At 46.9% G+C, this 26591-nt stretch carries 33 protein-coding genes; 28 read left to right on the top strand and 5 right to left on the bottom strand.

The genetic code is table 11. From position 1 onward, the window contains the following. The first annotated feature begins 141 nt into the window (after positions 1-141). The 10 genes from NST83_RS20355 to NST83_RS20400 all read left to right on the top strand — a co-directional run bounded on the left by NST83_RS20355 (position 142) and on the right by NST83_RS20400 (position 7563). Positions 142-624 carry a hypothetical protein gene (locus NST83_RS20355; RefSeq protein ID WP_342415458.1) on the top strand — a complete coding sequence of 161 codons (483 nt, stop codon included), beginning with the start codon at positions 142-144 and terminating at the stop codon, positions 622-624. Next, on the top strand, positions 560-1840 hold the full coding sequence (gene mobP3 / locus NST83_RS20360; RefSeq protein WP_342418011.1) for a MobP3 family relaxase: 1281 nt from the start codon (positions 560-562) through the stop codon (positions 1838-1840). The genes NST83_RS20355 and mobP3 overlap by 65 nt, the downstream gene beginning before the upstream one ends. Positions 1841-2152: 312 nt before the next feature. Continuing rightward, complete coding sequence (locus NST83_RS20365) at positions 2153-2860, top strand: hypothetical protein (RefSeq protein ID WP_342415459.1); 708 nt, start codon at positions 2153-2155, stop codon at positions 2858-2860. Positions 2861-2897: 37 nt separating this feature from the next. Further along, positions 2898-3758: a hypothetical protein gene (locus NST83_RS20370; protein WP_342415460.1), complete on the top strand. Its 861-nt coding sequence runs from the start codon at positions 2898-2900 to the stop codon at positions 3756-3758. After that, a complete protein-coding gene (locus tag NST83_RS20375; protein ID WP_342415461.1) occupies positions 3755-4270 on the top strand; it encodes a hypothetical protein in 516 nt (171 codons plus the stop codon). The genes NST83_RS20370 and NST83_RS20375 overlap by 4 nt, the downstream gene beginning before the upstream one ends. Next, positions 4221-5822: a type IV secretory system conjugative DNA transfer family protein gene (locus NST83_RS20380; RefSeq protein WP_342415462.1), complete on the top strand. Its 1602-nt coding sequence runs from the start codon at positions 4221-4223 to the stop codon at positions 5820-5822. The genes NST83_RS20375 and NST83_RS20380 overlap by 50 nt, the downstream gene beginning before the upstream one ends. Beyond that, complete coding sequence (locus NST83_RS20385; protein WP_342415463.1) at positions 5822-6160, top strand: MMCAP2_0565 family pilin-like conjugal transfer protein; 339 nt, start codon at positions 5822-5824, stop codon at positions 6158-6160. Before NST83_RS20380 ends, NST83_RS20385 begins: the two co-directional genes overlap by 1 nt. A 62-nt stretch (positions 6161-6222) precedes the next feature. Continuing rightward, complete coding sequence (locus NST83_RS20390) at positions 6223-6453, top strand: DUF6133 family protein (protein ID WP_342415464.1); 231 nt, start codon at positions 6223-6225, stop codon at positions 6451-6453. A gap of 62 nt (positions 6454-6515) precedes the next feature. Continuing rightward, complete coding sequence (locus NST83_RS20395; protein WP_342415465.1) at positions 6516-7352, top strand: conjugal transfer protein TrbL family protein; 837 nt, start codon at positions 6516-6518, stop codon at positions 7350-7352. Between the two features lies 1 nt (position 7353). Continuing rightward, complete coding sequence (locus NST83_RS20400; protein WP_342415466.1) at positions 7354-7563, top strand: mercury transporter; 210 nt, start codon at positions 7354-7356, stop codon at positions 7561-7563. A 104-nt stretch (positions 7564-7667) separates the two neighbouring features. Here NST83_RS20400 and NST83_RS20405 read toward each other — a convergent pair whose 3' ends face one another. Further along, positions 7668-8927, bottom strand: a complete 1260-nt coding sequence (locus tag NST83_RS20405; protein WP_342415467.1) for a HipA domain-containing protein — start codon at positions 8925-8927, stop codon at positions 7668-7670. Between the two features lie 143 nt (positions 8928-9070). Between NST83_RS20405 and NST83_RS20410 the strand changes: the two genes are divergently transcribed. The 17 genes from NST83_RS20410 to NST83_RS20490 all read left to right on the top strand — a co-directional run bounded on the left by NST83_RS20410 (position 9071) and on the right by NST83_RS20490 (position 23596). Further along, on the top strand, positions 9071-9403 hold the full coding sequence (locus NST83_RS20410) for a hypothetical protein (RefSeq protein ID WP_342415468.1): 333 nt from the start codon (positions 9071-9073) through the stop codon (positions 9401-9403). Beyond that, positions 9400-9825: a prepilin peptidase gene (locus NST83_RS20415; RefSeq protein WP_342415469.1), complete on the top strand. Its 426-nt coding sequence runs from the start codon at positions 9400-9402 to the stop codon at positions 9823-9825. Before NST83_RS20410 ends, NST83_RS20415 begins: the two co-directional genes overlap by 4 nt. A 39-nt stretch (positions 9826-9864) precedes the next feature. Next, positions 9865-10623, top strand: a complete 759-nt coding sequence (gene cpaB, locus NST83_RS20420; protein WP_342415470.1) for a Flp pilus assembly protein CpaB — start codon at positions 9865-9867, stop codon at positions 10621-10623. Further along, entirely contained in the window at positions 10613-11464 is an 852-nt protein-coding gene (locus tag NST83_RS20425) for a hypothetical protein (protein ID WP_342415471.1), read from the top strand. Before cpaB ends, NST83_RS20425 begins: the two co-directional genes overlap by 11 nt. Next, complete coding sequence (locus NST83_RS20430; RefSeq protein WP_342415472.1) at positions 11461-12804, top strand: ATPase, T2SS/T4P/T4SS family; 1344 nt, start codon at positions 11461-11463, stop codon at positions 12802-12804. Before NST83_RS20425 ends, NST83_RS20430 begins: the two co-directional genes overlap by 4 nt. Then, on the top strand, positions 12801-13739 hold the full coding sequence (locus NST83_RS20435) for a hypothetical protein (RefSeq protein WP_342415473.1): 939 nt from the start codon (positions 12801-12803) through the stop codon (positions 13737-13739). The genes NST83_RS20430 and NST83_RS20435 overlap by 4 nt, the downstream gene beginning before the upstream one ends. A 12-nt stretch (positions 13740-13751) precedes the next feature. Next, entirely contained in the window at positions 13752-13961 is a 210-nt protein-coding gene (locus tag NST83_RS20440) for a hypothetical protein (protein WP_342415474.1), read from the top strand. Continuing rightward, entirely contained in the window at positions 13961-14707 is a 747-nt protein-coding gene (locus NST83_RS20445; RefSeq protein WP_342415475.1) for a JAB domain-containing protein, read from the top strand. Before NST83_RS20440 ends, NST83_RS20445 begins: the two co-directional genes overlap by 1 nt. A 17-nt stretch (positions 14708-14724) precedes the next feature. Continuing rightward, positions 14725-15597 (top strand): secretion protein F, encoded by an 873-nt coding sequence (locus NST83_RS20450; protein WP_342415476.1) that lies wholly within the window; start codon positions 14725-14727, stop codon positions 15595-15597. 36 nt (positions 15598-15633) lie between these two features. Beyond that, positions 15634-16026 carry a DUF4320 family protein gene (locus NST83_RS20455; protein WP_342415477.1) on the top strand — a complete coding sequence of 131 codons (393 nt, stop codon included), beginning with the start codon at positions 15634-15636 and terminating at the stop codon, positions 16024-16026. Next, positions 16023-16565 (top strand): hypothetical protein, encoded by a 543-nt coding sequence (locus NST83_RS20460; protein ID WP_342415478.1) that lies wholly within the window; start codon positions 16023-16025, stop codon positions 16563-16565. The genes NST83_RS20455 and NST83_RS20460 overlap by 4 nt, the downstream gene beginning before the upstream one ends. A gap of 134 nt (positions 16566-16699) precedes the next feature. Further along, positions 16700-17317: a DUF6550 family protein gene (locus NST83_RS20465; protein ID WP_342415479.1), complete on the top strand. Its 618-nt coding sequence runs from the start codon at positions 16700-16702 to the stop codon at positions 17315-17317. Positions 17318-17383: 66 nt separating this feature from the next. Beyond that, on the top strand, positions 17384-19123 hold the full coding sequence (locus NST83_RS20470) for a hypothetical protein (protein WP_342415480.1): 1740 nt from the start codon (positions 17384-17386) through the stop codon (positions 19121-19123). Positions 19124-19141: 18 nt separating this feature from the next. Next, a complete protein-coding gene (locus NST83_RS20475) occupies positions 19142-19813 on the top strand; it encodes a hypothetical protein (RefSeq protein ID WP_342415481.1) in 672 nt (223 codons plus the stop codon). A gap of 84 nt (positions 19814-19897) precedes the next feature. Beyond that, the gene (locus tag NST83_RS20480) at positions 19898-20638 is read left to right on the top strand and encodes a C39 family peptidase (protein WP_342415482.1); all 741 of its coding nucleotides are present in this window, start codon (positions 19898-19900) and stop codon (positions 20636-20638) included. A 13-nt stretch (positions 20639-20651) separates the two neighbouring features. Next, the gene (locus NST83_RS20485) at positions 20652-22469 is read left to right on the top strand and encodes a DUF87 domain-containing protein (protein WP_342415483.1); all 1818 of its coding nucleotides are present in this window, start codon (positions 20652-20654) and stop codon (positions 22467-22469) included. 95 nt (positions 22470-22564) lie between these two features. Continuing rightward, positions 22565-23596 (top strand): hypothetical protein, encoded by a 1032-nt coding sequence (locus NST83_RS20490; RefSeq protein WP_342415484.1) that lies wholly within the window; start codon positions 22565-22567, stop codon positions 23594-23596. 62 nt (positions 23597-23658) lie between these two features. Here the strand turns inward: NST83_RS20490 and istB are convergent, their stop codons facing one another. From istB to NST83_RS20505, 3 genes are all read right to left on the bottom strand, one after another. Continuing rightward, entirely contained in the window at positions 23659-24333 is a 675-nt protein-coding gene (gene istB / locus NST83_RS20495) for an IS21-like element helper ATPase IstB (protein ID WP_342415485.1), read from the bottom strand. A gap of 564 nt (positions 24334-24897) precedes the next feature. Beyond that, a complete protein-coding gene (gene istA, locus NST83_RS20500) occupies positions 24898-25374 on the bottom strand; it encodes an IS21 family transposase (protein ID WP_342415486.1) in 477 nt (158 codons plus the stop codon). A 44-nt stretch (positions 25375-25418) separates the two neighbouring features. Beyond that, positions 25419-25580: a helix-turn-helix domain-containing protein gene (locus NST83_RS20505; protein ID WP_342415487.1), complete on the bottom strand. Its 162-nt coding sequence runs from the start codon at positions 25578-25580 to the stop codon at positions 25419-25421. A 246-nt stretch (positions 25581-25826) separates the two neighbouring features. Between NST83_RS20505 and NST83_RS20510 the strand changes: the two genes are divergently transcribed. Continuing rightward, positions 25827-26081 (top strand): ABC transporter substrate-binding protein, encoded by a 255-nt coding sequence (locus tag NST83_RS20510; protein WP_342415488.1) that lies wholly within the window; start codon positions 25827-25829, stop codon positions 26079-26081. On the opposite strand, the gene NST83_RS20515 is transcribed toward NST83_RS20510, so the two are convergent. Further along, the gene (locus NST83_RS20515) at positions 26023-26265 is read right to left on the bottom strand and encodes a hypothetical protein (RefSeq protein ID WP_342415489.1); all 243 of its coding nucleotides are present in this window, start codon (positions 26263-26265) and stop codon (positions 26023-26025) included. The genes NST83_RS20510 and NST83_RS20515 overlap by 59 nt on opposite strands. Positions 26266-26591 lie beyond the last annotated feature (326 nt).

Below are 26591 nucleotides of genomic sequence, written 5' to 3' on the forward strand. Positions count from 1 at the left end.
GGAGTGGCGTAAAGGCAGGAATAGCCAAATGTCATTTGGCGCAAGAAACCGCGTGGAAGCAGAGCTTCCACCGACATTTTTGGATGTTTCTACCCGATAACCGAATGTCGCTCATAGATTGATTAAAGCGAGGTGAGGCCCTTGGCTCAACCTGAAAAGACCGTGCAAATTACCGTCAAACTACCCAAGAAACAGTATGAAGCATTAAAAAAATATGCGGTCTCCAAACACCTTACCATGGCGGATGTAGTACGAGCCTTTGTGCAGAAAGGCATGTCTATTGAGTCCTACACACAGGAGATTGACTTCCTCACCACCATCATCCGTCAAGAGATCAACATAGCCATCGGCGGGCTTAGCAATCGGCTGGCCGGACTCGCCAGCAAAGACCTCATCATGTCTGCCGCGGCGTACTATTCAACCATCGCCATCATCACGGATCTCATCGACACCAACCGTTATACCACCTTTCGTGAAATTGAAAAGAAGGCCAGACAGCTTGCTGTGGAGTATACCAAGATGAAACTGAGCGATGCTGAAAAACTGTTTCTTTCTGGCGATGCTTTCGAGCAAAATATTGAACGATTGCGCGGAGGTGATACCACTGTCAGTCCTGATTTATAAACAGCGCTTCTTTCATCCCAACCACCACAAAACTCCCGTCAGCAACTATGTCCATATCGGATACATTGCTACACGCCCCGGTGCAGTCCGACATGAGAACTTGCCTCATGGACTTTTTGGCAAGATGCAGCCAGGTAATTTACAAACCTATCAATCCTGGCAAGAAGTCGCTCGAATCGCCAGAGAATTTTCACGAGAAGGAAAGAACATGTATCGAGGCGTTATTTCCTTTCGTATAGAAACAGCGATGGAATTGGGCTTGAATGACTTTGCAACTTGGCAACAGTATGCAGAGCAGCACATGGCCACTCTCGCCGCTCACAACGGAATCCGAATTGAAAATCTATGTTGGGCTGCTGCCTTCCACAATGAGAAAGATCATCCCCATTTACATGTTGTCTTTTGGGACAAAAATCAGGCGATCATGAAAAACTTTACTCATCCAGAGATTCCAAACCGAATCCGCAAACAGCTTATCAAAGATACGTTTGCTTATAAAATCAAAGCATTTTGCGAACAACGTGATCTGGCTAAGTCAGGCATAACGGAGATCACGGATCAAGTTATTGAACAGTTTGAATCCCATATGAAATCACTAAGCCCCAGAGCATTTCGAGAATTTCAGCAACGGTTTGAAGACGAGGATGAGGATTCATTGCTTCGTCTCCCTAAACATCACCTAATGGATAAACAAACGATTACACTGCTTGCCTCACGTCTCATGGCTTTACGTAACTACATGCCGAAAACAGGCCGACTCGCTTACAAGCTGCTGCCACCGGATACAAAAAAACAAGTGGACGAGCTGGTTCAGGATTTACTTGAGGCCAACCCTTATTTATCTCAAATGACAGAAGAATACGTACAGGCCAAATTGGAATTAAGCAGGCTGTATACGTCCGATCCAGAGCAACTAGAGAAACAGCGAATCCAGTATCAGGCAGAAGCTGAAAAGCGTATTGCCAATCGCATCCTCTCCACTATTCGGACGATCATCAAATTAGAAAAAGACGTTGATTTCCACCTTTATCAATCTGAGCGGCAGACGGCGATGGCAGAGCAGCTTTTACTAGAGCTGCTTCATTTAATGGAAGGTTTAACGATGACCGCTCAATTGGATTTGGATGAAAAATTAAAAGTGATCGGAGGCGATTTATCAAAACAAGCGAAAAAAGAATGGCTGTTACGGCATAAGGATCAAGGATTGGAACAATAAACAATACTACACGCTGAGAAAATCGTGTTTTTTTGTGGACAATATCTTGGATAACTTGTGCATAACACTCATTACTCTGTGGACAAATATTCACAAATCGAAAGGATAGATACCATGTTATTTACAAATGGTCGGCTGCAATCCTTTGAGCAGATGATGAAGCAACCTCCGCATCACCCTCATCGTAGCCCCAAAAAACAGCCCCAATCGAAAACTTCCGTTCCCTCAAACTCATTGAATCAGAATGCAAACCATCGTGAAGAAACAGGAGAAAAAACACCTCCTCCTACTGACTTATAGGAGTGACACGCTATGAAAAGCAAACAAGAATTTTACAAAGCCTTCTTTGCAGCGCTAACCGCTCAAGGTATTGAAGTTCACCGCTCCACATCTGCCGACTACTTAGCTGATCTTTATCAAAACGACCAGCTCATTGCTTTCTTTACCCGCATGGACAGCATTGAGAAGAATCCGTTTGTTACGGTCTCGGACAGGCTGATGAGCAGTATCCATGACTTAGCTAGAAAAACAGCATTCCAATTAGGAATCTGCACGGAGAAGCCCTATCACGACAAGACCGAAAAAATCGCAAATGGCGTATATAAGCTATGTGAACATGGCGATGTTATACTGGCCTGCAAACATCACCCACTATTTGAGTATGTCTTTTCCACCTATCGTCTGGCCCCGGACAACCAAGTGCCCGTACAACGGCAGTATTTTTACAACAAAGATGAAGCTATGGAAAACTTCGCCGCCCGCAGCGGTCTAGTCGATGCCCGCAAACTGTTCAGCGAATCCGAACTGGTACTCATCCACGATGAGATGGTCAAATTTCTCATTACCCCCAATGACAAAACGATAGAGCAATTCGAACAGGTTCAGATCCTGATTGATCGTCTGGAAGATTTGTTGCCTGCACTGAAAGAAAGGGACATTCATCTCAATTATGATACCGAATTTTCTCATGACCTTGACGGTAATCCTGATGTGCTGGGTGCTGCCGAACTGTCACGCTAAGTCTCATTCGCATTCATTGTAGAAAGAAGGGATTCTCATGACACAACCGCAGACCTCTATATGGGGAACCATCTTGACTTGCGTTGAAATTGGGCTGAATATTTACGCCCTGCAAGCTGAACACAATCAGGGGCTGGTAGTGGACGCCAATTTCGCTAAGGAAAAGCTCAGTGAGGAAGCGTTGATGTTGGGCCAGCAACAGGGCGACCACATCTATTTTGATGATGTCAAAAGCATTGTTCCCACCTATGAGTTAGCTCAGCAAGGTGCAATCAACCACCCGGAGCTTAGTGAAGTCATAGCCAATCCAGATAAACTGGCTCAGGAAGGGCGCTATTTTGCCCCCGAATACTTTGGCGAATTTGAACCCCCACGAGACGCAGCAGGTAAAGAGTTAAACTCCTGTCAACGCTGGGACAATGGCATTTACCTAACAGAACGGCATGGCGTCCAGCAACTTGCTGTACATCAGACTGCCGGGAATCAAGTATTGTCGGATATGGCCCTCCACCACGCTTCTGGTCAGGGCGACTACTTCTTCTTCCCGATTAATGACTGTTCCATCCCAGTTTATGAACTGTCGGCTTCTCATCCTGGCGTTCTTGCTCAGATCATTAATGAAGATAGTCTGCTTCACACACTCTGCGAGGATTACCCCCAATATGTCGGGATGCATAACCTGCATTCGGAGGAATGGGGACATATCCATGACTGCCCGGCCCCCAAGTCGCTCTTTTTACAAGTACAACTCGATCATGCTGCTAAACATGAGCCATTTCAGTTGGATACAGATATACATCTTTCATCAACCTATGTTCAATCGAACCACTCCCCTGTCCTACAGGCCAGGGAATCCGCCGAAGCATTTTTTGAACCTAGCGAGGGGATGGAGTGGTGACACTCAAACCCAAGCTATGGCTTTCGCTACTGTTCTTTGCTTTTGGTGCCATCTTCAATTTGTTTTTCACTACAGCCTTGCACAAGCTTTTGTCTGGAACCACACAAACATTGGCTTTTCCTTCATTAAGCTATAGCCTCAACAGTCTGCTTCACACCAAAGCCCATCTGCTACTATTCCTCTGCTTTCAGGGTATCGTGATGGTGCTTTCAGTCCTGTTTTTTCTTGCGAACAGCCAGCCTTATCAAAGCAAGCTGAAGCAAGTTGCGCCGGGAATTGAAACGCCTGTTCCAGTCGGACAGCATCAGCACGGTTCGGCACGCTGGATGCGTGAGGAGGAAATGCCTCTCTTGTTTGAAAGTCACACTGTTGACCTTCAGCATCCATTCATACGTCACTTGATCGACACTGGCTATGACGATCTATCGTTTTTACATCCAATTGAAGAAAAGGAGTCTGTCGATGAAGTTGAATCACCCGAAAGGAATTCCGAAACAGCATCCACCGAGTAAAATGGACAAGCTCCTCATATCTCCTCCTTCTGTTTCTTCAGGCGGAATTGTTCTTGGCCAGCGACAAGAACGTAACCTGGAGCGCCTCTATTATATTGGTGATGATGTACATTCTCTCTGTATAGGTGCAACCCGTAGCGGCAAGTCGCGAACAGTCGTACTGCAATCCATTGGTCTGCTAGGGTTGGCTGGAGAGTCTATGGTCATCAGTGACCCGAAAGCCGAGCTTTACCACTATAGTCATGTTCTCTTGGAAAAGCTGGGTTATACCGTATGGACACTGGATTTTCGGCATCCTGAAAAAAGCCACCATTATAACCTGTTGCAGCCTGTCATTGACGCAACACTTGCTGGCGATCAAGAACAAGCGGAAATGCTCGCTTGGGATATGACACAGGTATTGGTAGGTAAAGCGCAAGGCGAGAAGATATGGACAAACGGCGAAATGTCAGTCATTGCGGCTTCCATCCTCAGTGTCGTGTGGGACAATATCAAACGACCCGAATATCAAAACCTGACCAATGTATACTGGTTTCTTGCGGAAATGAATAGGCAAATTGGCAACAAAACGCCAATGCAAGAGTATATCAAACGCCTGCCTCAACAACATCCAGCACGCGCTTTGCTCAGTATTTCTGACATTGCCCCTTCCCGTACCAAAGGTAGTTTTTATACTTCGGCGCTTACCACCCTTCGGCTGTTCACCTCTAAATCCATTTATGCCATTACCCATAAAAGCGACTTTTCTCTGGCTGACCTTGGTCGTGAGAAACAGGCGCTCTTTATTATTTTGCCCGATGAAAAAACGACCTTCTATCCCGTTGCATCGCTAATGGTGTCTCAGCTTTATGAGCTGTTGACCACCCAAGCTGACGAGCGTGGCGGGAGATTGGAACGGCGGGTTAACTTCATTCTGGATGAATTCGGGAACTTCACGCCGATTGCCGACTTCACCAACAAGCTCACTGTTGGTGGCGGGCGTGGAATGCGCTTCAATCTATTTTTGCAGAGTTTCGAGCAGCTCAAGGAAAAATACGACGACCATGCAGCCAGCACCATCAAGAGCAACTGTCAGACCTGGATTTATCTGCAGGCTGACGATCTGGAGACGCTGCGAGAAATCAGCGAAAAGCTGGGGACATATACGACCTCCAGCTATCAAATTTCCGTTTCCCACGGCAAATACTCCACGCCAAGCACCTCCCACTCACTCAATTTGCTGGAGCGCAAGTTGTTGACAGTTGATGAGGTACGCCGCGTATCTCGTCCTTATCAGATTGTACTTTCCCGCTCCCATCCCGCCATGATGTTCTCACCTGATCTGAGTCAGTGGGCATTCAACCAGATGATGGGTCTTGGAGACAAAGAGCATAATCGCAAGGTTCGGGAAGAACGGGAACAACGACGACCTATCCTGACGGATACGAGAGAGGAGGTGAAACTGTGGAACATCTGGATTTATTACCAAAAGGATATTACAAGACAACTAGCCGAGCAACGCCAACAAGCGGCCGCTTCCGCTGGGGGAATGCCGCCCTCCTTCGACGATTAATGGGCGGCAAGAGATATTTTCGGCAGCACATCGTTAATGCTTACGCTGCCTTGTGGCTGTTACTAAGCGCTCCTCCTGCTTTTGCATCAGGTGACATCAAAGGAAGTAAACTCGTCACCGGAACTGAAAAGCTGATTGGTGACGTTACTACCTGGCTGATGATTCTAGCGCCTATCGTATCGGGTTTGCTCATTATTTATTTCTGTATTCGCCGCTCTGCTGCAGATGAAATGGATACCAAGAAGTGGAATAACCGAATCATTGTTGCTGTCGTCTCTTGTATCGGTGCTGTTCTCGGCTCTGCCACTCTAAACATTCTCATCGGTTACTACAAGTAAATCGAGCTTGCCTTATACGGCAGGCTCTTTTTCATTCAAATTTAACTTGGAGGTTATGAAAAATGAAAAAATGGATGAAGGCAGTGAAGGAAAAGAGCATGTATACGATGGTCATGACAAAATCAGCGCTTCGCAATCGCCGCGGCGAAGGTTTCATTGACACGGCTGTGAAAATCCTGATTGGTGTCGTTATTGGTGCATTGATACTGGGGGGACTGTACGTTCTGTTTAGCACAACAATTCTTCCTACTTTAAATCAGCGGATTATAGATATGTTCAATTACAAGCGCTAATCCCCAACTACCTTCGGCAAGAAGCGGCCCACGGCGCTTCTTGCAAAAAGGAGGCTCATCATTTGGAGAAAATTATATTGTTACTTATCATCGCCCTACTGAATGGTTCCTTGATATACATCGATACGCTCTTGAAAGACATTATTCCGATTTCGCTTTATGCTGAACGATACATGACCTTGACCACGGGAGCGAATCTGCTCGAAAACCTATACGATATTGTATTTTCCTTTGGTGTAGCACTGATGATTCTCAAATTTCTAAAAAAGGGATTTGAAATCTATGTCCTGTGGACGGATGGCGATCCGGACGAGGAACCCTTGTTTCTGCTTACCAATTTCTTTCGTGCAATGGCGGTAGCCGTCTGTTTTCCAACGATATACACTTGGCTTGGCAGCATGGTAGAAGACTTAACCAATCGCCTGCTTGGTGCAATCGGGCAATCTACCAATTACGATTGGCAATTATGGGTCGAAGCGCTGGAATCAGCCGGGTTGGTTACGGCAGTGTTTGGTCTGATTTTCATTGTCTGTTTCTTTATTCTCTATTTCCAGTTTTTGATGCGGGGGCTAGAGATGTTCATTCTGCGAGTTGGTATTCCCTTAGCCTGCGCGGGACTATTGGACAACGATAAGGGCGTATTCCGCGCCTATGCTCAAAAATTCACCCAATCCATGTTGGCTGTCGTCATTCAAATCGCTTTAGCTAAGCTAGGTGTTGGACTAATGCTGCAAAGCCATGTGTTTTGGGGCATGGCTTGTATGATGCTTGCCATTCGCACGCCACGATTCCTATCCGACTTCCTCATTACAACAGGCGGTGGCGGCGGTGTGGTGAACAACATCTATCACAGCGTTAAGCTGATCGGCATGGCCCGCAAGCTGAGCAAGGCGGGCTAACATGGTTACCCTAGAGGAATTGGCCCAAGCTGTTGTTCTCCTCATTCGGGCAGGCTGTGCCTTCCGCTTCATTTACACCATGATTCGTTTGTCTGGTGCAGACGATGAATCCAGTAAATACAAAAAGCGCGCTCGCAATGTCGTTATTTTTTATATCCTTGCGGAAAGCATTTGGCAAGTGAAGGAGCTGATCCTGATTTACTATCGCTAGTAACACTTATCGGATTTGTGCCACAACACAAAAACGCCTCCACAATGTTTATCTTCGTAGAGACGTTATGATCACTGGTCAATTGTACGCTTCAACCCGTATATCTATCTTTCCCACTCGTCTTCTTCTTCTTGTAAGCCACTGTAGGCAATGTTCTCTTTTACATCGGTGCTGTGGTCATCTTCCCGCGCTTGCGGCGCAAGAGTATGAATGATTTCCTGTAAACGTGCAATGCGTCCACGCAGAGCCTGACAAATCGCATGAATACGGGCTTCGTCCACAAAGAGCGAATCGCGGAAAACTTTCCGCACCTCATCTTCAATCCCATCTAGCAAAGACAAATCCAGCCATTCAAAAGAAGTCACCAGCTTGATCTGTTCATTGTGATCCGGCTTGAACGGCTTACAAGTGAGCTTGCCGTCTGCACGAATCAAACCGAGCGGCTTGGAAAACCAGAGCGACGAGCCACTATCGTATATCGGCGCGGGTCCGATCCATTCCAATGTCTCCGCATGGCGGATTACACCGAAATTGTTCTGATGCCGGTCTTCATTCGCAATCAAGTAGTCCACTACAATCATTTGGTCAAGTGATTTCACAATGTCGAGAATGCCCAGCGCCTCACAGCAGTTCACGTAATGCTGATACACCGATACATGATTCGGCTTTTGCTGGGTGTGCATCACATACCAAGCGGTAATCAATTCCGTCCGCGGGGTAATGAAGTTTTCACACACACTGTACGGGTAATCTTCCTGCTCCATCAATGTGTACGGAACATGAGGTATACCCAGCCGCTCCATGATTTTGCTGGCAATCACTTCATTGTACGGCTCCTGCTGAGTAGCACCACTTCCGCCTTTCACCAGACAGCGCTTGCCGTCCATAACGGCCCATTTCTTTTTCAGCCAGCCATCTGAGGTATTGTCTGGGGACATCAGACTCATGGCATCCGATGAGCCTTGCCCAAACAATACATTCCCTACGTCCTCTGAAAAGGGATTGTCAAAAAAGTTAATGGTGCTCCATTCCAAATGTGATGCAGAGGGAGCAATCCAATATTGATCGGACAAGCTGAGTCCGTAGCTTTTATCTAACAGTTTTTGTGTCGCAGACAAGTTCAATTCAAGCAACGCTTCTTTAATTCCGTCCCGGCTGGCCGGAATTGCACGGCCTCTCCACCATTCATTGAGCGCCGCGCGGTCTATTTTCCCCTTCTTGACAGGTATACCCACGGGTACATGCTTTTCACTGTATACTTGTCCAATCGCTGAAATGGAGACTGTCGCTTCATCCAGCTCAATCTCAGCCACAGGTAGATTTTTGTGCATGAGTGTGTAAGATTTATTCCAAGATTCAGCCACGATTGTTTCCTCCATTTCTTGATTTTCTTATTTTTCGTATTTGATTCATTCTATGAGTTCTATTATAGCAAGCCTGCGGAGATTTCGTCATGCAGGCTTTTCATTTTTTCCATTTTCTTCTTTTGAAGGGAGTCCTCACTTGCATGAATCAGGAGCCGCAAACCTTATATATCCCAATGGGCGTCAAGCCGGAAGCGGAATGGTTCCCTGGCTTTGGCAAACAGCAATTGTGGCAAAGTGCCATCGGTTCCATGCTGGCGGTTGCTCTCGCCTTACTGATCTGGCTAGCCAAAGGCAGCGTTCCTTTCGCTGTCGTCACCTTTTTAAGCGGCGTTGCAGTCTCCGTCATGATGACAACGAAAGATCGGCATAACCTGTCAGTGCTGGATCAACTACGCTTTATGGTGAAGTTCAAAAAAAGCCAGAAGTATTATCCTTATCGCGCTTTACCGGAATGGGATGAGTTTCCTTTATGAGCATCGTAACCATCGAAACGCTAAGTTTCATCCTGCTGCTTTTGTTTGCAAGTGTATGCGATCTCCGGACACGTCAGATCCCAAACAGCCTGTCACTGGCAATCGCTGGCGTGGGATTACTTCATCATTCTCCGCTTACTGCCCTAATTGGTCTGTTCATCACAGGCTTGCCCTATTTATTAGGGGCAATCTTTTCTGGTGGCAAAATCGGTGGCGGTGACATCAAGCTGATGGCCGCCTGTGGTGTTGTACTTGGCCCCTTCTACGGTACGCTGCAAAGCATATTGGGTCTAACACTGGTACTGCTGTTTGCATTAGCCCTTTCCTTCCATCACAGCGTCTCTCCAACCAGTCAAACCGCACTACCCTTGGCTCCTTATCTTGCTGTGGGCGGAATCGTAGCCTATGTCCTTTCGCATTAATTAATGTATTTCAACCCTAGAATTAAGGAGGTTTTTCTATTGAAATCATGGTTCCGAAATCGCACGATCGTGGGCATCGTTTGTATTGTGTTTTCTCTTATCCTCACCTTGGGCATTGCCCCTCTTTTAAACCGGACAAGCAGCGAGCAGATTGCTATCGTCCGTCTCGCTAAAGACGTTCCGAAAGGCGCGGTTATTACCGCCGATCAAATCGAGTCTGTTCAGGTAGGAGCGTATCATTTACCCCAAGAAGTATTAACTTCATCTGAAGCCGTTATTGGTCAGTACGCTGCTGTTGACCTAAAAAGGAACGATTATTTACTGCCTTCCAAATTATCCAACACTCCGCTAGATGCATACCTTAGCCGCTTGGACGGAAATAAACAGGCCATTTCCGTCACTATCAAAAGCCTCGCTGCCGGGCTGTCCGGTAAACTCCAGCCTGGCGATATCGTGACGATCATCGCTTCAGATTACGGTGAACTTCGCACTACAACTCTTCTGCCGGAGTTGCAATATGTGGAGGTTTTGGCTGCAACAACAAGTAGCGGACATGATGCACAACAAAATAACCAATCTGACCAAGAGCAGGACGAACAGGCGCTGCCTTCAACACTAACTATGCTGGTTACGCCTGAACAGGCCAAGCTTTTAGCTGATCTGGAGAATAAGAGCAAGCTCCATGCAGCGCTCGTCTATCGCGGAGATGCCAACACTGCAAAGGCATTTACCGATCAACAGGATGCCTACTTTGATTCCAAGACGACACAGAAAGAGGAGGATGCTCATGAGCAATAAATCCTTGATAGCCGTCTGGGGTAGCCCAAACAGCGGCAAAACGGTCACAACGGTCAAGTTGGCGCAAGCCTTCGCCGCGCAGAAGCAAAATGTGCTTGTCCTCTGCTGCGACGCGCTCTGCCCATCCGTATCTACAATTGCTCCACAAGGAGCTGCTAAGCATCATTCGCTTGGAGAATTGCTTAGTCTGGCTTCTTTAACGCAAGAAGATTTATTGCGTTATGCACTGCCACTGGATGTGTCGCCACACATTGCCTTCCTCGGCTACAAAAAGGGCGACAATACCTTTACGTATGCCAGCTACAATCGAGAACGCGCTGTAGACCTGTTAACGTTGGCTCGTCATTTGGCGGATGTCGTATTGGTCGATTGCAGCAGTTTCCTCTCAGTTGACCTGCTTTCCACCGTTGCACTGGAGCTTGCAGATCATGTCATTCGTCTGCATAGCTGTGACTTGAAAAGCCTGATGTTTTACGCTTCCTATCTGCCGCTCGTAACTGATGCCAGATTCCGCCGTGCCTCCACACTTTCGGTCATGTCTAATGTGAAGCTAGGGCAGGGCAGCCGAGAGTATAGTCAGGTGTTCGGTGGTATTCAGGTGATGCTCCCTCATGTGCCAGACTTGGAACAACAAGCAGCGAATGCGCGATTGCTGGAGGACTGTTCTGGCAAAGAGGCCACTGCATATTCCAAAGCCCTAAAGCTTATTCTGGAGCAGTGCCACCATGGGGAGCATCCCGTCTCAGCATCCAGCGAGAGAAAGATTTCTTCCCATTCCTTCCCCCGAATTGCACACCTATTACAGCAGTTATGGCCAAAACACCGAGGTGATAAGCAATGAACAATGCCTCTCTCTTTTTCTCAGCTACCGAATCCAAGGCATTCGCCGATGTCCTGCAAGACGTACAAAGCTATCTTTCAGGTAAATATTCCACACTGATGAGCCGCAAGCCAGAGGAACAAAAGCAGCAGTTAATTTCGTATATGAGTCAATATTTGACGGACAATCGGCTCCATGTACCGGGACTTTCCTTTGACGAACTGGTTGATCGGCTCTATGCCGAAATGGTCGAGTATTCCTTTCTGACCCGCTATTTATTTTCCAGAGACGTTGAGGAAATCAATATTAATGGCTACAACGATGTAAAGATCAGCTATACTGACGGACGTATCCTGCCAGCCGATGAACAGTTCACCTCGCCAGATCATGCGGTCGATGTCATTCGCCGGCTGCTGCATCAGTCAGGGATGATTCTCGATTACTCGCAGCCTATCGTGCGCGGCCACTTGGCGAATAACATCCGCATTACCGTGTTTGGCCCCCCTGTTACAGATAAGGAAAAAGGTATTGCTGCTTCCATTCGAATTATTAATCCGCAAAAGCTGGCACGAGAAGACTTCATCAAGAGCGGAACGGCAACGGCTGATATGCTCGATTTTCTAAGCCTTTGCTTGCGCTATGGATTGTCCATGTGCGTGACCGGAGCGACAGGCAGCGGAAAGACCACACTCATGAGCTGGCTGCTGTCCACCATCCCCTATGACAAACGGATATTTACGATTGAGCAGGGTGCGCGGGAATTTGATCTGGTCGTCGCTGATGAGTCGGGCCATGTACTGAACAATGTTGTGCATACAGTTACCCGCTCCAGCGAAGATCCCCGTCAGCATATTGACCAAGAAAAACTGCTTGAATTCGCTCTAACCGCTAACCCTGATGTCATATGCGTAGGTGAAATGAAATCAGCCGAAGCCTTTGCTGCCCAGGAAGCTGCTCGTACCGGACATACAGTCATTACAACCACCCACGCCAATTCGTGCCTCTCCACTTATTACCGGATGGTGACGCTTTGTACGCAAAAGTATGAAATGAACGATGCCACACTGTACAATCTCGTTACCGAAGCCTTTCCCTTGGTACTGTTTGTCAAAAAGCTGGAGGACAACTCGCGGCGCATTATGGAAGTGACGGAGTGCTGCATTTTGCCAAATGGAACACGCGAGGTCGTAACGCTTTATCGGTATGCTGTTCACGCTACAAAAGAGCTTGCTGGAAAAACCGTCATTGAAGGTGGCTATGAAAAAGTAAACGATATTTCGCCTGGTCTGCAAAAACGGCTGCTTGAAAACGGATTGCCTCTATCTCGACTTGCCACGTTAATCGGAGGTGATAACGGATGACTCTCCTGCTGCTCTTGGCTTTTTTCGGTCTTTCCACTGGCTTTCTCTTTCTGCTCCACCTGACTCCACGAACTTTGCTTCAAGAGCTTACTCATCTGCTGACTCATGCCCAGCCCCGTAAGCACTCTATCAGCAAGCTTATTCATGCTGTTCAACGTCCAAAAAAACTCAAAGGCTGGCGTGCCACCATATCGGAAGCCAAAGCGATTCTTAGGCAAACCGGACAATCTGGCAAGCTCGGACTTCTCACTGTCAGTTCTCTTGGGCTATCGATCATCGGTGCAGTTTTAGCCTTTCTGTTACGCAATATGTGGCTGATACCTGTACTGGCAGCAGGCTTTGCCCTCATTCCTTTCTGGATAGTGCTGTTTACTTCAACGTTCTATAAAAAGCGACTACACAGTGAACTAGAAACCGCACTCTCCATCATCACAACCTCTTATTTACGAAGTGAAAATATATTAGCTGCAGTAGAGGAAAACGTACTGTACTTGAATCCCCCTGTGTCCGATGTATTTCAAGCGTTTCTGGCCGAATCCAAGCTGATTCATGCGAATCTTCGCCTTGCCTTTGAGCAGCTCAAGGGTAGAATCCATGATAGTGTATTTCAGGAATGGTGTGATGCCCTGATTGCCTGCCAGGAGGATCGCACCTTGAAAACAACGCTGATGCCAATCGTTGCCAAGCTATCGGATATGCGTGTCGTTTCAGCCGAACTGGATTACTTGCTTTATGAACCATTAAAAGAATTTATCACCATGGCGTTGCTCATGCTTGGCAATATCCCATTACTGTACTTTTTAAATCGGGATTGGTTTATTACCTTGACTACCAGCACACCGGGCCAGATCATTTTGGCGTTATGTGGCGGAACATTATTTATCTCTTTTGCATCTGTCATTCGTTTAACTAAGCCTCTTGAATACAAACGGTAGAGGAGAGATTCAATGTCTACATCCGAAACAGCTAACTTGTTGAGTGCATTGCTGGAGGTTACTCCCAAAGAACAGGAGCAAATCGCAACGCTACTGTCACAAAACGGAACCATTACATTTTGGGAGTGCTTAGAGAGTTGGGGTTTGTCCGCTGAATTACTGGAGAAATTGCAGGCGGTAAAACAAGTATTGCAGGCAACGGAAGAAGGAAGGGATACTTAATGGCTACACCGCCACTCGATGAGTTAATGATTGCTGACTACGTAAAATCCCTTCATAAACTGACTGGCATTCCCCTCCGCAAATTACAACAATATGGCGCTCGAAACAGTTTACTCAATGCGGTTGAGCATCCCTATGCGTTAGAGTTAACGACAAAACAGCTTTTAAAGGTGGAACAACTCAATGCCTTTCTTCGCTCTCATCGTGTTCTGCAATGGGAAGAAGAAAATGCAAAACAGAAAATATCCACTCCTGAATCAGCACACCGGTATTTTTCTGCCTACTTAAGCGGTATTAAGGATCGGGAGCAATTCATGGCTGCTTTCCTCGATATTAAAAATCAAGTCATTGAGACACGCATCATTTCGGAGGGAGGCGTATCCGAGGCACTCGTACATCCACGCAGCGTATTAAAAGCCGCTTTAAACTGTGATTGCTCCTCCATCATCTTAGCTCACAATCATCCAAGCGGCATTCCAACGCCTTCTCCAGAAGATATGTTGCTGACAGAGCGGATGCTTGCCATTTTTGACCCGCTCCGTATTAACGTGTTAGATCATATCATCATTGGTGGCACGAATTTTGCATCCTTGGCTGAATTGGGACAAATGCCCCGTGCAGCAGAAAGAGCGGCTTCCTATGAAATCATTACAACAGCAGCCCGTGAAGCATCTGTTATGTATGCTGTGGATGAGTTAGAACAACAAATTGGAGATGAGCATTCCGATGAAGAATGGGAGCGATAAAGGAGATGAGAACATAAATGATAGGATGGTTGGTTAGCTTCGACTTGTTTATGACAGTGGGAGCTTATTTTCTTTTGGCCGCTTGGCTCAAGCTGCCTACACTTGCCTCTACACGCGCCATCCTCAAGGTGGCGAAGATCGGTAAACAGAAAGATTCAGCTATTCAAGCGCTTCTCTTTCGTTTGTCCGCATGGCTGGCTGGGAAGTTGGCACTTAGCGACTACTATAAACGAAAGACAGTCGCAACTCTACGCTCAGCAGGTATCCAAACGACACCAGAAGCTTATCTGGCGGGAGCCATTGTTAAAGCCACGCTTATTTTCGGTAGCGGATTGCTACTACTGCCTCTACTGCCGCTTGTATTTCCCTTGTTTGTCTTCCTCGCTATTGCTATCTTCTTTAAAGAATCCCGAAGCGCCGATGAAATTGTTCGAAAAAAACGGGAGCACATCGAAATTGAATTACCTCGTTTTGTCGCTACCGTTGCCCAGGAATTAAAAGCAACACGGGATGTCCTGCGTATATTAGAGGTTTACACCAGACATGCGGGTGGTAGCCTGCAAAGTGAACTCTGGATGACGGTAGCAGATATGAAAAGCGGCAATCAAGAGACGGCACTCTTGCGGCTGGAAGCGCGTATTGGCAGCACCATGCTCTCGGATGTCGTGCGCGGGCTTCTGGCAGTCATGCGCGGTGATCAAGGAGTTGTGTACTTTGAGATGTTGGCTCACGATTTTAAGCTCATGGAAATTCAACGGCTGAAGCTCATCGCCATGAAACGTCCCGGCAAAATCCGAAAATATTCCTTTTATATGCTTATCTGCTTCATGCTAATGTACATGGTTATCCTGGGCATGGAAATTATGAAGGCGATGGGCGACCTGTTTTAACCCCTTCCCCCATCCCATGAAGAAAGGAGTCTCCTTATGAAGTTCCTCACCAACAAACGAGGCGAGGGCTATATTGATGTAGTTGTCCTGGTGTTGGCTGTTATGCTATGTGTTGCGCTGGTCGTAAAGGTGCTGCCTGTGTTTATTACCAAACATCAACTGGACACGTTCGCAGCAGAATTGGTACGTGAAGCCGAAATTTCGGGTAGAGTCGGGTCGGAAACGTCAGTGCGTACAGCAGCATTGCAAACACAGACAGGCCTTCATCCCACAATTATCTGGAGCAAAACGGGGCAAATTCAGATTAATGAAGAAGTAGCCGTGACACTACAAACATCAGTTAATATTGGCTTATTTGGCAGTTTTGCATCATTCCCCATTGACCTTACCGCCAAAGCCAGCGGGAAGAGCGAGGTGTACTGGAAGTGAGACGAATTTGGCAAAATCGTTCCGGCAGCGGCTTTCCTTTAACGGTAGCAATTGTACTGGCAGTGTTGCTTGTTTCCTGTGCCCTATACGAATACTTACGTCTAACCATCATTACTGCTGGTGTACGTGATGCCGTCCAAAGCGCCATCACTTCCGTAGCAACAGAAAACTACAGTAATGTGTATCCCGGTCTGCGCCAAAGCTATTCAGGCGGTTTTAGTCGTTCCTCGAACAAATGGGCGGAACAAATATCCACAGGCGACATTTACTCGCAGCTTGCTGAAACACTTGGCCTAGTCGAAGAAAGTGATCAATATGTAAAAAGAACAGCCAATCAGTTCGAGTACTCACTGTCCAGGCTGACTGTAACGATTCTTAATGCCCCTTTTGCCCCAAATGATCCGAACAGTATTCGACAATTTACCGCTCATGCGAAAATTCATATCAAAGTACCCTTATCCTTTGGTTGGGGGCATTTGCCACCGCTGGAAGCAGACCTCCCCATTCAAGCTGTATACCGACCTCGATTCAGCAAATAACATGATATCGATACCAATCTCTACTATTAAGATCTACGTTTTTATTGGTATTTACAGAATTATACAGTATGATAGAGATAGAATCGTAGTACCTCTCATACATGAACTTTTGAACATAAAGGAGTGACATGAACATGAAGAAAAAAAACTTGCTGCTTGTTGGTGGAATTGTCATTGCCGTAGCCCTTGTGGGATTGGTGATATGGAAAGGAACATCTCAGCAAACCGAAAATGAGCTCCCTCCTGATTCTATTGTGATTCCAGTAACTTCGGCTCCCGCTGTTAATGCACCAGAAATTTCACCAAGTCCCATTCTACCTTCAGCGGACCAACCTACCGTAAATTCAGAATCTACCAATACAACACCTACTCCTGCTGTTTCTTCTGAAACAAAAACAGAGCCAACTCCCTCTGGTACTCCTGTACTTCAGCCGGAAAAAGAGAATAAGCATGTCGAAGTACAACTAACAAAACCAGAAAAGACCACAAAGCCTACGGAACCACCGAAGCCCAAGATAAAGGAGCCTGAGAGTGAGCAATCTCCTGCTGCTCCACCTCAGTACGAGGAAAAAGAAACTCATCCAAATAAAGAAACCGCTGCGATACCAAAAGCCGGGGGAAAAAATAGCAATGGACAGGTTTATGTACCAGGCTTTGGCTGGATAGAGGATCAAGGAGGCGGAACTCAGGAAACCGTCGTTGGTAGTGAAGGGGATGAATTAACCGGAAATAAGGTTGGTACGATGGACTAATCTAACAGGCATTTCGAATCTGAAAGCGTAGCGATTGCTGCGCTTTTTTGTTGAGGAGGCTTTCCTATGATAAGACGAGTTCTATCAGTCATTCTCCTGATTTCTTTTTTAGTAATCCTCCCTTATTCCAATCTAGCCAATGCCGAAGGGGACGGAAACATTGACCATGGCGGTGGGGGAATGGGGAGCGGTAGCAGTCAAAACTTCTGGAATTCACACGATGAAGGAGTCCGTGTTTCAATTATCCGAGACAGTGATAAATCACCAGTAGCTAGTCCGGTTGATTTCACCAATCGAACTCCTCCTAGCAATATTCTACACTTCGGAAAAATAAGCAAGATGCAATATGCAAGCGGAACACGACTTTCCCCCAATACTGGAGTTTATAATTATGTTCATCCTCAAAAGAAACTACCTTATATCATTAAAACCAATAGAGGGCAAACAAGTATTGAAGAAATTAAGAGCTATTTCACCGACGAACTGGTAGTCCGATATATCGCTCAGGCCGGTAGCGTTGACTATGATACTCTCACTAATGGCAATTACAAGCTTCTCCTGGAGCCTATCGCCTATATCACCTTCCAAGGCACAAAAATGGCCATGACTGCTCATGAAGCAGCTCTGTACGATCAAGTTCTTAGTGGCGGTTTACGCTCCAAAATGACCAGTCTTACCCATCAAAATTTACCGCTGGCAATGTTCCTCGAAACCCCTGATCTTGGTTTTCCGTCCTGGAATGGTTCAACCAGCGGACGTGTGAGTAATGACCAAATCCTCTCCTCCCTTGGTCTTGGCATTGTCCGTTTCAAGGAAGCTCCCACAACTCCACCACCAGTTAAAACTCATGTTGAGTATCGAACGAATACCGACGTCATCACCTCCGTTCTTCTCTCCACTTCAAAGCAAATTAATCCCAAAGCACCCGCCAACGTGACCTTCTCCATGATGGGTAGCAGCCTTACTGTAACCAATATCGTTATTCCCGAGGGAGATAGTCAACTCGTATGGGTAAAGTGGCAGACACCAAGCACACCCCAAACGGTTATGATTCAAATCAGCTCCACAGACGGCCAATTAAGCGAGAATGTCATTCAGGCAGCTATCGTCGATTTAGATCAAAATCTTCCCCCTGACCCCAAAGCGACAGATCGAAATTCCACTTTTAAACTCCCCACTGTCCCATCCTACTCCGGTAAAACCTCTGCTTCCTGGGGCGTATGGTCTGCCAGTTGGCATCAATACCTAGTATGGATACCTGACTGGGAATGGGTTGAAAACTCTAAAGGCAAAGGACGTTGGAGAGACCGCGGCTATTGGGAAGATCAAGGTTGGTGGGATTATCGCCGCACCAGCTACACGGCCTCGCTATCTGCAAACCAAACTGTTACACCTGACTCCAAATCTCCTACCCGTTCAACTAACCAAATGAAATCCGGGTACGGCATTGAGATGAATAGCACCACGACCCTATCCTCCAATTCGCCAAGTAGTCATATCACTGGCGCTCAACATGCCCTATCTTACTTTCCTGAGTTCTCATACCAGAAATATTGGCGGCTGCATGATGCTAAATCAGCAGGATATAACGCCAGCTTTTGGCTCAAGCCAAACGAGTATTCCACTTATAATAGCCGTGTCCACTTTACCCCCATCTGGTTCCCCGATAACTCCTACACTCCCATTACCCGCATCATAGACGCATGGACCCCAGCCGGGATGCTGACCCTTCAACTCCAACGAACGATTATGATTTCCGGCAATCTTTTCTCAGACTGGCATATTGCTCCCCAGAATCCCAAATAGGAAGAAGGTGCTGCTTCTATGCTGCTGCCTATTGTCATCCTGCTCCTCTGCCTTGTTGGCGGGGGAGCTGTTTTATTGTACTTGAAATCGAGCAAACCCAAATCCAGAGAACAAGCGAATCTAAGTGGTCAAACGGCTCAACAATTTGTGAATGTAGAAGATATTCGTGGAAATTTTCTTTCTACACAAGATGGATGGCTACTCTGCTATTTGCGTATTTTCCCTATCAGTCTTGACCTGCTCAGTGCTTCTGAGAAAAAAATGCTTATTCAGAAATTAACAGCCGAGCTGTCCTCGATTCGCTTTCCCTTTAAATTTCTCGCAGTCAGCCGCCCGGTAGATATTTCTCCAATCATTTCTGAACTGGCTTCCGCACTTCCCACTGCTGATCCAAAGCAAAAAGAATTGTTGCGGCAAGAAATCGCTGAGATGAACAATCTGGCTTTATCTGGCGAAGTCGTCGAACGGCAGTTTTATTTGATCCTCTGGCAGCGACAAGAAAATGGTGAACGCGACCTATTAGAGAAAGCAAAGCGACTTGTACAGCACTTTGAAGACGGACAAGTCCAGGCTCATGTACTAAAGCAGCATGAAATTGTTCAGCTATGTAATTTGGTCAACAACCCAGCCTATACCCATCTGGAAGATGCTGAGGCCAAAGCAACCATTCCGTTTTTAAGGGAGGTGTGAGACATCGAACCTGCTACTGCAAAACTGCTGGCCAAGCTCGCTGTCAAATTATCCACAGACGAGAAAGTTCGCAAACGGCTATGGATGCTCATCCTGGCGCTCATTGTTGGCTTTCTGCTACTCGTATCCATGGTGTTACAACTCCTTACCTCCCCGATTGAATCACTCAAGCTGATGCTGGGAGCCGGCGAGGAACCGGTGGTCAATGAACTGCGAATGGATTACGGCTTCACGCAACTACTCCAAGAAACAGATGAGGGCTACACGGAAAGCCTGGGACAGGAATACGAAGGGGTTATTTTGAAAGACGAAAGCCGGGAAGTGGTTTATTTCAATCAGTTGGATCAACGTTGGGCCGATAAGCCATATGGTCCCCGTGGCACTATTGGCGTTTCCGGATGTGGGCCTACTTCGCTAGCTATGGTTGTCTCAACGTTGACCGGAAGAACCGTCGATCCAGTTACCATGTCCAAATGGGCTTATGAAAATGGGTATCTGGCAGAAGGCAATGGTAGCTACCACAGCCTGATTCCCGATGGAGCCAAGCATTTTGGACTGCATGTAGAAGGGGCTTCTGTCAAAGAGCCACAGAAGGTGTTGGATGCCATCTCCAACGGAAAATTGGTTATTGCCATTATGAGCAAAGGACATTTCACCTCATCCGGTCACTTTCTGGTACTGCGTGGTGTAACTGCGGAAGGGGAAATTTTAGTTGCAGATTCAGCCAGTCGCAAACGCAGTGGGCAAACGTGGGACTTCTCCATCATTTTAAGTGAAGCCCGCCAAAACGCTGCAGCAGGTGGTCCCTTTTGGATTATTAGTTAGAGGAGGTACATGCATGGCAAAATCCGAAAAAAGTGAAATGAACGTTAATGCTTCATTGCTGAATGTCATTACTCCTATGGGATTGGAGTTTTTCCGGAACGGACTTATCATCGGTGAGCAAGCCGCAAAGCTATATGGCGTAATTCAGTATCCACCCAAGGCAAACGTAGGTTGGCTTTCCTCCCTTACCAATCTCCCTTCCACGATGGTGTCCATCGGCTTCCAGCCAATTGATAATAGTGCGCTTATCGCAGCTATATCCAAGTCCATCACCCAAAATAGTAGCACGGCTGATAGCGCCAAAGACCCGCTTACACGTCAACGTGCGGAAAAGGCCGCTACAGACGGAGAAAACATCATGCTGCAAATTGACCAAAATGGAGAAACCGTTGGTCTGATGAATGTCACTGTCATGCCCTTTGCCAATGATGACAAGCTCTTTGCCCGCACCTGTCGACGTGTTGAAAACACCTTCAGCCTAATGCGTTGTAAAATACGCACGCTAGCCCATTTGCAGAAGGACAGCCTACGGCATCTTTCTCCCATGTATCCAGCACAAGAGGCACTGGAGAATATCTTGAACAGAATTATACCCATGAGTACCTTTGTTGGAGGATTCCCTTTTGCCAGCAGTGGTTTTAACGATGGCAGCGGGTATTATCTAGCGAAGGACGCTAGTGGTGGATTAATTATTATCGACCCGTGGAAGCGCGGCGGAGATCGTACTAATTCCAATATTGTCGTCATGGGCGTAGCAGGCGTAGGTAAATCCACTGCCGTAAAACATATTGCTCTCAGCGAATATATGAAAGGCACTAAAGTCATATTCATCGACCCTGAATCCGAGTACAAGGAACTCTGCCAACAGTTAGGCGGTGACTGGATTAATGCTGGCGGTGGCTCCAGTGGCAAAATTAATCCGTTGCAAATTCGCCCCGCTCCTCGCGATGAGGAAGACGAAAAACATCCACTTTATACGGATGAAGGGCACGGCATGTCCGACATGGCCCTGCACCTTAAAAATCTGGAGATTTTCTTCAATCTGTATATCCCCGATCTGAACATGATGCAAAAAGCGGTTCTCAAGCAATGTCTGATCGAACTTTATAACCAGTTTCACATCAACTGGACAACGGATATTACCAAGCTACAAAGCATAGACTTTCCCACCTTTGCTGACTTATACGAGCTCATTCAAAACAAGGAGCAGACCTTGGGAGATTATGTGTACAAAGAGCTTTCTCTCCTCCTCTATGATATCGCCCATGGCGGCGATTCCTTCCTCTGGAACGGACACAGTACCATTCAAACGAGTAGCCGATGCATCTGCCTAGACACTCACTCTTTGCAAAATACAAGTGATAATATCAAGCGAACCCAATATTTCAATCTCCTCTCCTGGTGCTGGGAGCAGATGTCGCAAGACCGTGCAGAAAGGGTTTTGCTAATTTGTGACGAGACCTATTTAATGATTGACCCGCAAGTTCCGCAAAGCTTAGTCTTCCTGCGTAATGTAGAAAAACGCTCTCGGAAGTATGAGGCAGCTTTAGCGATCATTTCTCATAGTGTGGTAGATTTTCTAGCCCCTGAGATCAAAATGTATGGACAAGCCTTGCTCGACATCCCCTGCATTAAAATACTCATGGGAACCGACGGGAAGAACCTACAAGAAACACGGGAACTGTATAACCTGACGGATGCCGAAGAAGAACTGCTCGCCAGTAAGAAACGAGAGCATGCTTTACTCATGATTGGCTCCAAGCGTATCCATGCTCATTTTGAAATCCCTGACTACAAATTTGCCTATATGGGTTCGGCTGGAGGACGATAACGATGGATAAACGAAAGCAGTTCATCGAATTATTCTTTTATGTCATCCTCGTCATTGTTGGACTTATTCTCTTGATTATGAAAGAGGGATAAATCATGATTCTATATTTGACCTGCGATGTCCGTATCAATATGCTCGACTTTTTAGAAATGGAACAAGAGTTGCCTGTTAAAAAGCTGGTTGGAACTTTTTCCCTCTTATCCTTTGTCATTAAAGATATGAGACATTTTGCTCATGCACGCTATTTAGCTCTGGATCGAGAGGCAATAACTGAATCTGATGAAGAATTGATTCAAGCCCTGCAATCTTATCAAACAATCTATGACATGCGTGTAGTGATTATTGCAGAAGGTCTTTCCTCAGGCAGTCCATTTCTTCAAGATCTGATTCAATTTGGGGTACTTAATATCGTCACTACTACGGAGATTGGGGAGATCCAAGCGGAGCTACGGGAATGTTTTTCGGAGGACGGAATGCAACGCTTCAAGCCTGATACTCTCCCACAAGTATCTGAGGTAAAGCCAACCACCATGCTTCTGGAAGAAAGCATACAATATCACTTCACTTGCTCCAATGTCAAAATCGCCGTTGCAGGATGTGACCGACGTGTTGGTGTTACAACCACCGCAATGAATCTGGTATGCTGGATTAATGCTCATGGGGGAAAAGCCTGTTACGTGGAAGCCAACACAAACAATCACTTAGCCCATATCATTCATTTGTTTGAGCCAGAAAAGATGGGTAATGCTTACGTTCTGGAAAATAACGACTTCTACATGACGAGGGAATTGAATAGAAACTATAATGTAATTGTTTTGGATTGCGGCGTTCTTACTGAGCAGCGCTTGCAAGATGATTTTGCATCAGCTAACATCCGGCTACTCTGTGGTTCTTCTATGCCTTACGAACTGGCAGGTTTTTATCGAGCTGTTGAGCGGTGCAAAGATTTGTCCATACAACCACTTGGGCTATTTGTTCCTGACGACATTAGGAATTATCTTACGCAAACAATTGACAGGAATATTATTTTTGCAGACCATTCACACGAATTGTTTGATTCGCAAATTAATGGTGAACTATATAAAATGCTACTTCATAATCACCTAAGAGGTAATAGTGTTGATTAACTTTCAGGCTGTCAACATCGGATGAAAATTCCCCAAAAGTATCAGTTTAAAATCCCCCAATTTCATCGGTCGGCTTCAGTGTCTCCTGTTGGTTCAGGACGGAAGAAGCCGGCTTTTTTCTTTTCCTTGATACGATAGCTCTCCCCCTTGATGTTGACCGTGCTCGAGTAGTGGAGGAGGCGATCGAGGATCGCCGTCGCCAGTACCGTATCGCCAAAAATATCACCCCACGTCCCGAACGTCTTGTTAGAGGTGAGCATAATCGAGCCTCGCTCGTAACGCTCGGAGACGATCTGGAAGAAAAAGTGGGCAGCTGTCTCGTCCATCTTTCGGTATCCAATCTCATCAATGATGAGTAGGTCGGGCTTGATGAACATCTTGATCTTCTGTTTGATAGTGTTCGTCAAATGAGCAGTCTGGAGCGTCTGCACCAAGTCATGCGCCGTGATGAAATAGACGGTATGGCGCTGTTTAATGGCTTCAAGCCCGAGCGCTACAGCGAGGTGCGTCTTACCCACACCAGGCGAACCGAGAAAGATGAGGTTCGCCTGGTGCTCTACAAAGCGAAGCGTGGAGAGATCGGGGATTCGCCGCTCATCGATCGATGGCTGGAAAGCGAAGTCGAACTGATCCAGCGTTTTGCAAAACGGCAAATGCACAAGACGTGTCCGCGTCTGGATGAATCGGTCGTGCTTGGCAAGGAGTTCTTCGGCCAATAGCTTGTCCAGAAACTCCAAATAAGATATATTCGCTTTAGACGCTTCTTCGGCGTGCTGAAGGATGATTTCTGGTATGCGGACCCACCCAAAGTGGCGAATCGCCCCTCCAATCTCTCTTGCAGGATCATTGGATTACCACCTCTTCCATGAGTGAGTCATAGATCGATAACGAGCGTTCCGACACTTCTGGTGCGATTTGGCTGACATAACGAGGCGTGGGCTCACCAACCGGACGACTTGATATGCTGCAAATGTCCTCGAAGTGTTTTTAATTCCTCACAATTTGGTGGCGCCCCATGGACGCGCGATGCTCCGCAATGAGTTGTTTGCTGCAGTAAAAGCGCCGCATGCGATTCTTCTCGTCCTGAATCTCTATGGTGGAACCCGCGTAGGCAAACGGGACGGTATACCGGTTCGCGTTGTATGAGACGTAGCAGTCATTGGACACTTTTCGGTGATGCCGCTCGGCGAATGCAAAGGCGACGTTGCTCACGGGATTGAGACGTTCCTCTTTCCACAGATCAAGCGGCACCCGGAACGTCGTGCCGTGTAGACGGTTATTCGCGATCGTATCGAGCCAGTTTAGCCGACGCCGTTTTCCGCATTTCCTTTGGTTCTTGGCCGATACGGCTTGCACCGGCGCAGCGTAAAACCATAATGTTTTGCAATCCGCGCAAATGGCTCGTTCCAGATTGTCTCGCCGCTTTCGTCCTGTCCAGTTACGACCGTCTTCATGTTGTCGTAGAGATAGTGACGGGTCATACCGCCGAAGTATTCGAAAACTCTCGTATGACACCCCATGAGCGTATCCAACCGCTCATCCACTGTAAATTTCACATACATCGCTTGCGAGTAGCCAAGCACCATAGCGAACGCATACAACCTTTTCATTCGGCCGTCATGATCCACTCTGAAGTGCCCCCAGTCTACCTGTGCCTGCTCGCCAGGCTGTGTTTCAAACCGCTCTGTCGCCTTGGACTGAACCACTGGCCTAAGCGGCTGCATAAAGACACGCAGAATGGTACTGCTGCCGGTATAACCATTTTTCTTGAATTTCATCTAAAATGACACTAGCATTTAGGCAGACCTCTGCCATGCGAATCCTAGTAATCTTTGTAAGCATCCAGCTTGCCTGTAACCGGCTTGTGTATCACATAACTGACCGGCTCGTCTGCTTGCAACCACTTCCTGATCGTCTTGCGGTCACGTCCCAACTCGTCTGCGATCTGGGTAATGCTCATCCCTTTATCCTTCATGTCTTTCATTTTGAAATATTCCCCATTTCCAACCAATCTCGACTCTCTCCCTTCGGTGAGTATGTCGGCTGTAGGTGGGGAATTTTCAACCGTTTATATTGGGTATTTTACAACCGATTTTCACATTGATCACGTTAGCAACCTTCGCCTTGGCCGCCTCCACAGCGGATTGCGGCTGGCTGGCATTATGGCGCGATCCTCGCACTGGGTGTTGAGCCGGCGGCTGCGTCGGCCAGCTTTATGCGGGAGTATCCGATGCTGAAAGAGGAGGTGATCGGCATTGAGGAGGTGGGCTCTCCGATCAATGTGGAGAAAATGCTGGAGGTAGACCCGGATCTGATTCTTGTCGGCAGCGATGAAAGCTATGACGATCTGTCCAAGATCTCACCGACGGTTGTACTTCCCTGGAATGTGTATGATGTGCGGGAGGAAATTGAGAAGGTCGGCGATATTATCGGCAGGCAGGCGGAGGTCCGGAAGTGGTTAAATGATTTTGACGCTCAAGCATGAACAAGGCGAGACGGAAATACCGGTGAAGCCGCAGCCGCGTCTTTTCTACCCCTTCGCTCTGTACTTTATCAACAGCGGCATACTTATCTCCCGATGTCTTGCCTTCCCCTGCGCTGTTCGTTCCACAGGCGCCCAGCACCGCCACCATAAGCCATGCCAACCCTGTTACAATGATATTTCTCATGCTGCTAATGCCCCTATCAATTAAATTGATAATCATTATCAATTGTGAGTATAGCATGCTCCGAGAAGCAACATATCTTTTAACTAATTAAAGATTGTACTTTCCCGGGTCTGTCAATAATTTTGTGTAAACAGCCTTGCTGTATGGAAAAAAGGTGGACTAAGCTACTCTCTGTCTTCTGATGAGGGACTAGCAGTTGCTCAAATGCAGGCTATGATTGAGAGCAACCTCTAAAGCATTATCGAAGCCTTCTTGGACCATTCATCCTATTGAGAATGGTCCTTTACGTTATTTTCTTAGAAATATACTCTTATTCATATTGACTT

This window comes from Paenibacillus sp. FSL R10-2782 (assembly GCF_038592985.1).
GTDB lineage: Bacteria > Bacillota > Bacilli > Paenibacillales > Paenibacillaceae > Paenibacillus > Paenibacillus terrae_C.

Bases quoted from the DNA above. Each gene is read 5' to 3' on its own strand.
- NST83_RS20365 (WP_342415459.1), top strand. From the start codon at position 2,153: ATGAAAAGCAAACAAGAATTTTACAAAGCCTTCTTTGCAGCGCTAACC.
- NST83_RS20385 (WP_342415463.1), top strand. From the start codon at position 5,822: ATGGGCGGCAAGAGATATTTTCGGCAGCACATCGTTAATGCTTACGCT.
- NST83_RS20490 (WP_342415484.1), top strand. From the start codon at position 22,565: ATGATTCTATATTTGACCTGCGATGTCCGTATCAATATGCTCGACTTT.
- NST83_RS20505 (WP_342415487.1), bottom strand. From the start codon at position 25,580: ATGAAAGACATGAAGGATAAAGGGATGAGCATTACCCAGATCGCAGAC.
- NST83_RS20440 (WP_342415474.1), top strand. From the start codon at position 13,752: ATGTCTACATCCGAAACAGCTAACTTGTTGAGTGCATTGCTGGAGGTT.
- NST83_RS20370 (WP_342415460.1), top strand. From the start codon at position 2,898: ATGACACAACCGCAGACCTCTATATGGGGAACCATCTTGACTTGCGTT.
- NST83_RS20390 (WP_342415464.1), top strand. From the start codon at position 6,223: ATGAAAAAATGGATGAAGGCAGTGAAGGAAAAGAGCATGTATACGATG.
- mobP3 (WP_342418011.1), top strand. From the start codon at position 560: ATGCTTTCGAGCAAAATATTGAACGATTGCGCGGAGGTGATACCACTG.
- NST83_RS20415 (WP_342415469.1), top strand. From the start codon at position 9,400: ATGAGCATCGTAACCATCGAAACGCTAAGTTTCATCCTGCTGCTTTTG.
- NST83_RS20430 (WP_342415472.1), top strand. From the start codon at position 11,461: ATGAACAATGCCTCTCTCTTTTTCTCAGCTACCGAATCCAAGGCATTC.
- NST83_RS20480 (WP_342415482.1), top strand. From the start codon at position 19,898: ATGCTCATCCTGGCGCTCATTGTTGGCTTTCTGCTACTCGTATCCATG.
- NST83_RS20515 (WP_342415489.1), bottom strand. From the start codon at position 26,265: ATGAGAAATATCATTGTAACAGGGTTGGCATGGCTTATGGTGGCGGTG.
- NST83_RS20485 (WP_342415483.1), top strand. From the start codon at position 20,652: ATGGCAAAATCCGAAAAAAGTGAAATGAACGTTAATGCTTCATTGCTG.
- NST83_RS20400 (WP_342415466.1), top strand. From the start codon at position 7,354: ATGGTTACCCTAGAGGAATTGGCCCAAGCTGTTGTTCTCCTCATTCGG.
- NST83_RS20455 (WP_342415477.1), top strand. From the start codon at position 15,634: ATGAAGTTCCTCACCAACAAACGAGGCGAGGGCTATATTGATGTAGTT.
- NST83_RS20450 (WP_342415476.1), top strand. From the start codon at position 14,725: ATGATAGGATGGTTGGTTAGCTTCGACTTGTTTATGACAGTGGGAGCT.
- NST83_RS20410 (WP_342415468.1), top strand. From the start codon at position 9,071: ATGAATCAGGAGCCGCAAACCTTATATATCCCAATGGGCGTCAAGCCG.
- NST83_RS20425 (WP_342415471.1), top strand. From the start codon at position 10,613: ATGAGCAATAAATCCTTGATAGCCGTCTGGGGTAGCCCAAACAGCGGC.
- NST83_RS20510 (WP_342415488.1), top strand. From the start codon at position 25,827: ATGCTGAAAGAGGAGGTGATCGGCATTGAGGAGGTGGGCTCTCCGATC.
- istA (WP_342415486.1), bottom strand. From the start codon at position 25,374: ATGAAATTCAAGAAAAATGGTTATACCGGCAGCAGTACCATTCTGCGT.
- NST83_RS20470 (WP_342415480.1), top strand. From the start codon at position 17,384: ATGATAAGACGAGTTCTATCAGTCATTCTCCTGATTTCTTTTTTAGTA.
- NST83_RS20380 (WP_342415462.1), top strand. From the start codon at position 4,221: ATGAAGTTGAATCACCCGAAAGGAATTCCGAAACAGCATCCACCGAGT.
- NST83_RS20435 (WP_342415473.1), top strand. From the start codon at position 12,801: ATGACTCTCCTGCTGCTCTTGGCTTTTTTCGGTCTTTCCACTGGCTTT.
- NST83_RS20475 (WP_342415481.1), top strand. From the start codon at position 19,142: ATGCTGCTGCCTATTGTCATCCTGCTCCTCTGCCTTGTTGGCGGGGGA.
- NST83_RS20465 (WP_342415479.1), top strand. From the start codon at position 16,700: ATGAAGAAAAAAAACTTGCTGCTTGTTGGTGGAATTGTCATTGCCGTA.
- NST83_RS20445 (WP_342415475.1), top strand. From the start codon at position 13,961: ATGGCTACACCGCCACTCGATGAGTTAATGATTGCTGACTACGTAAAA.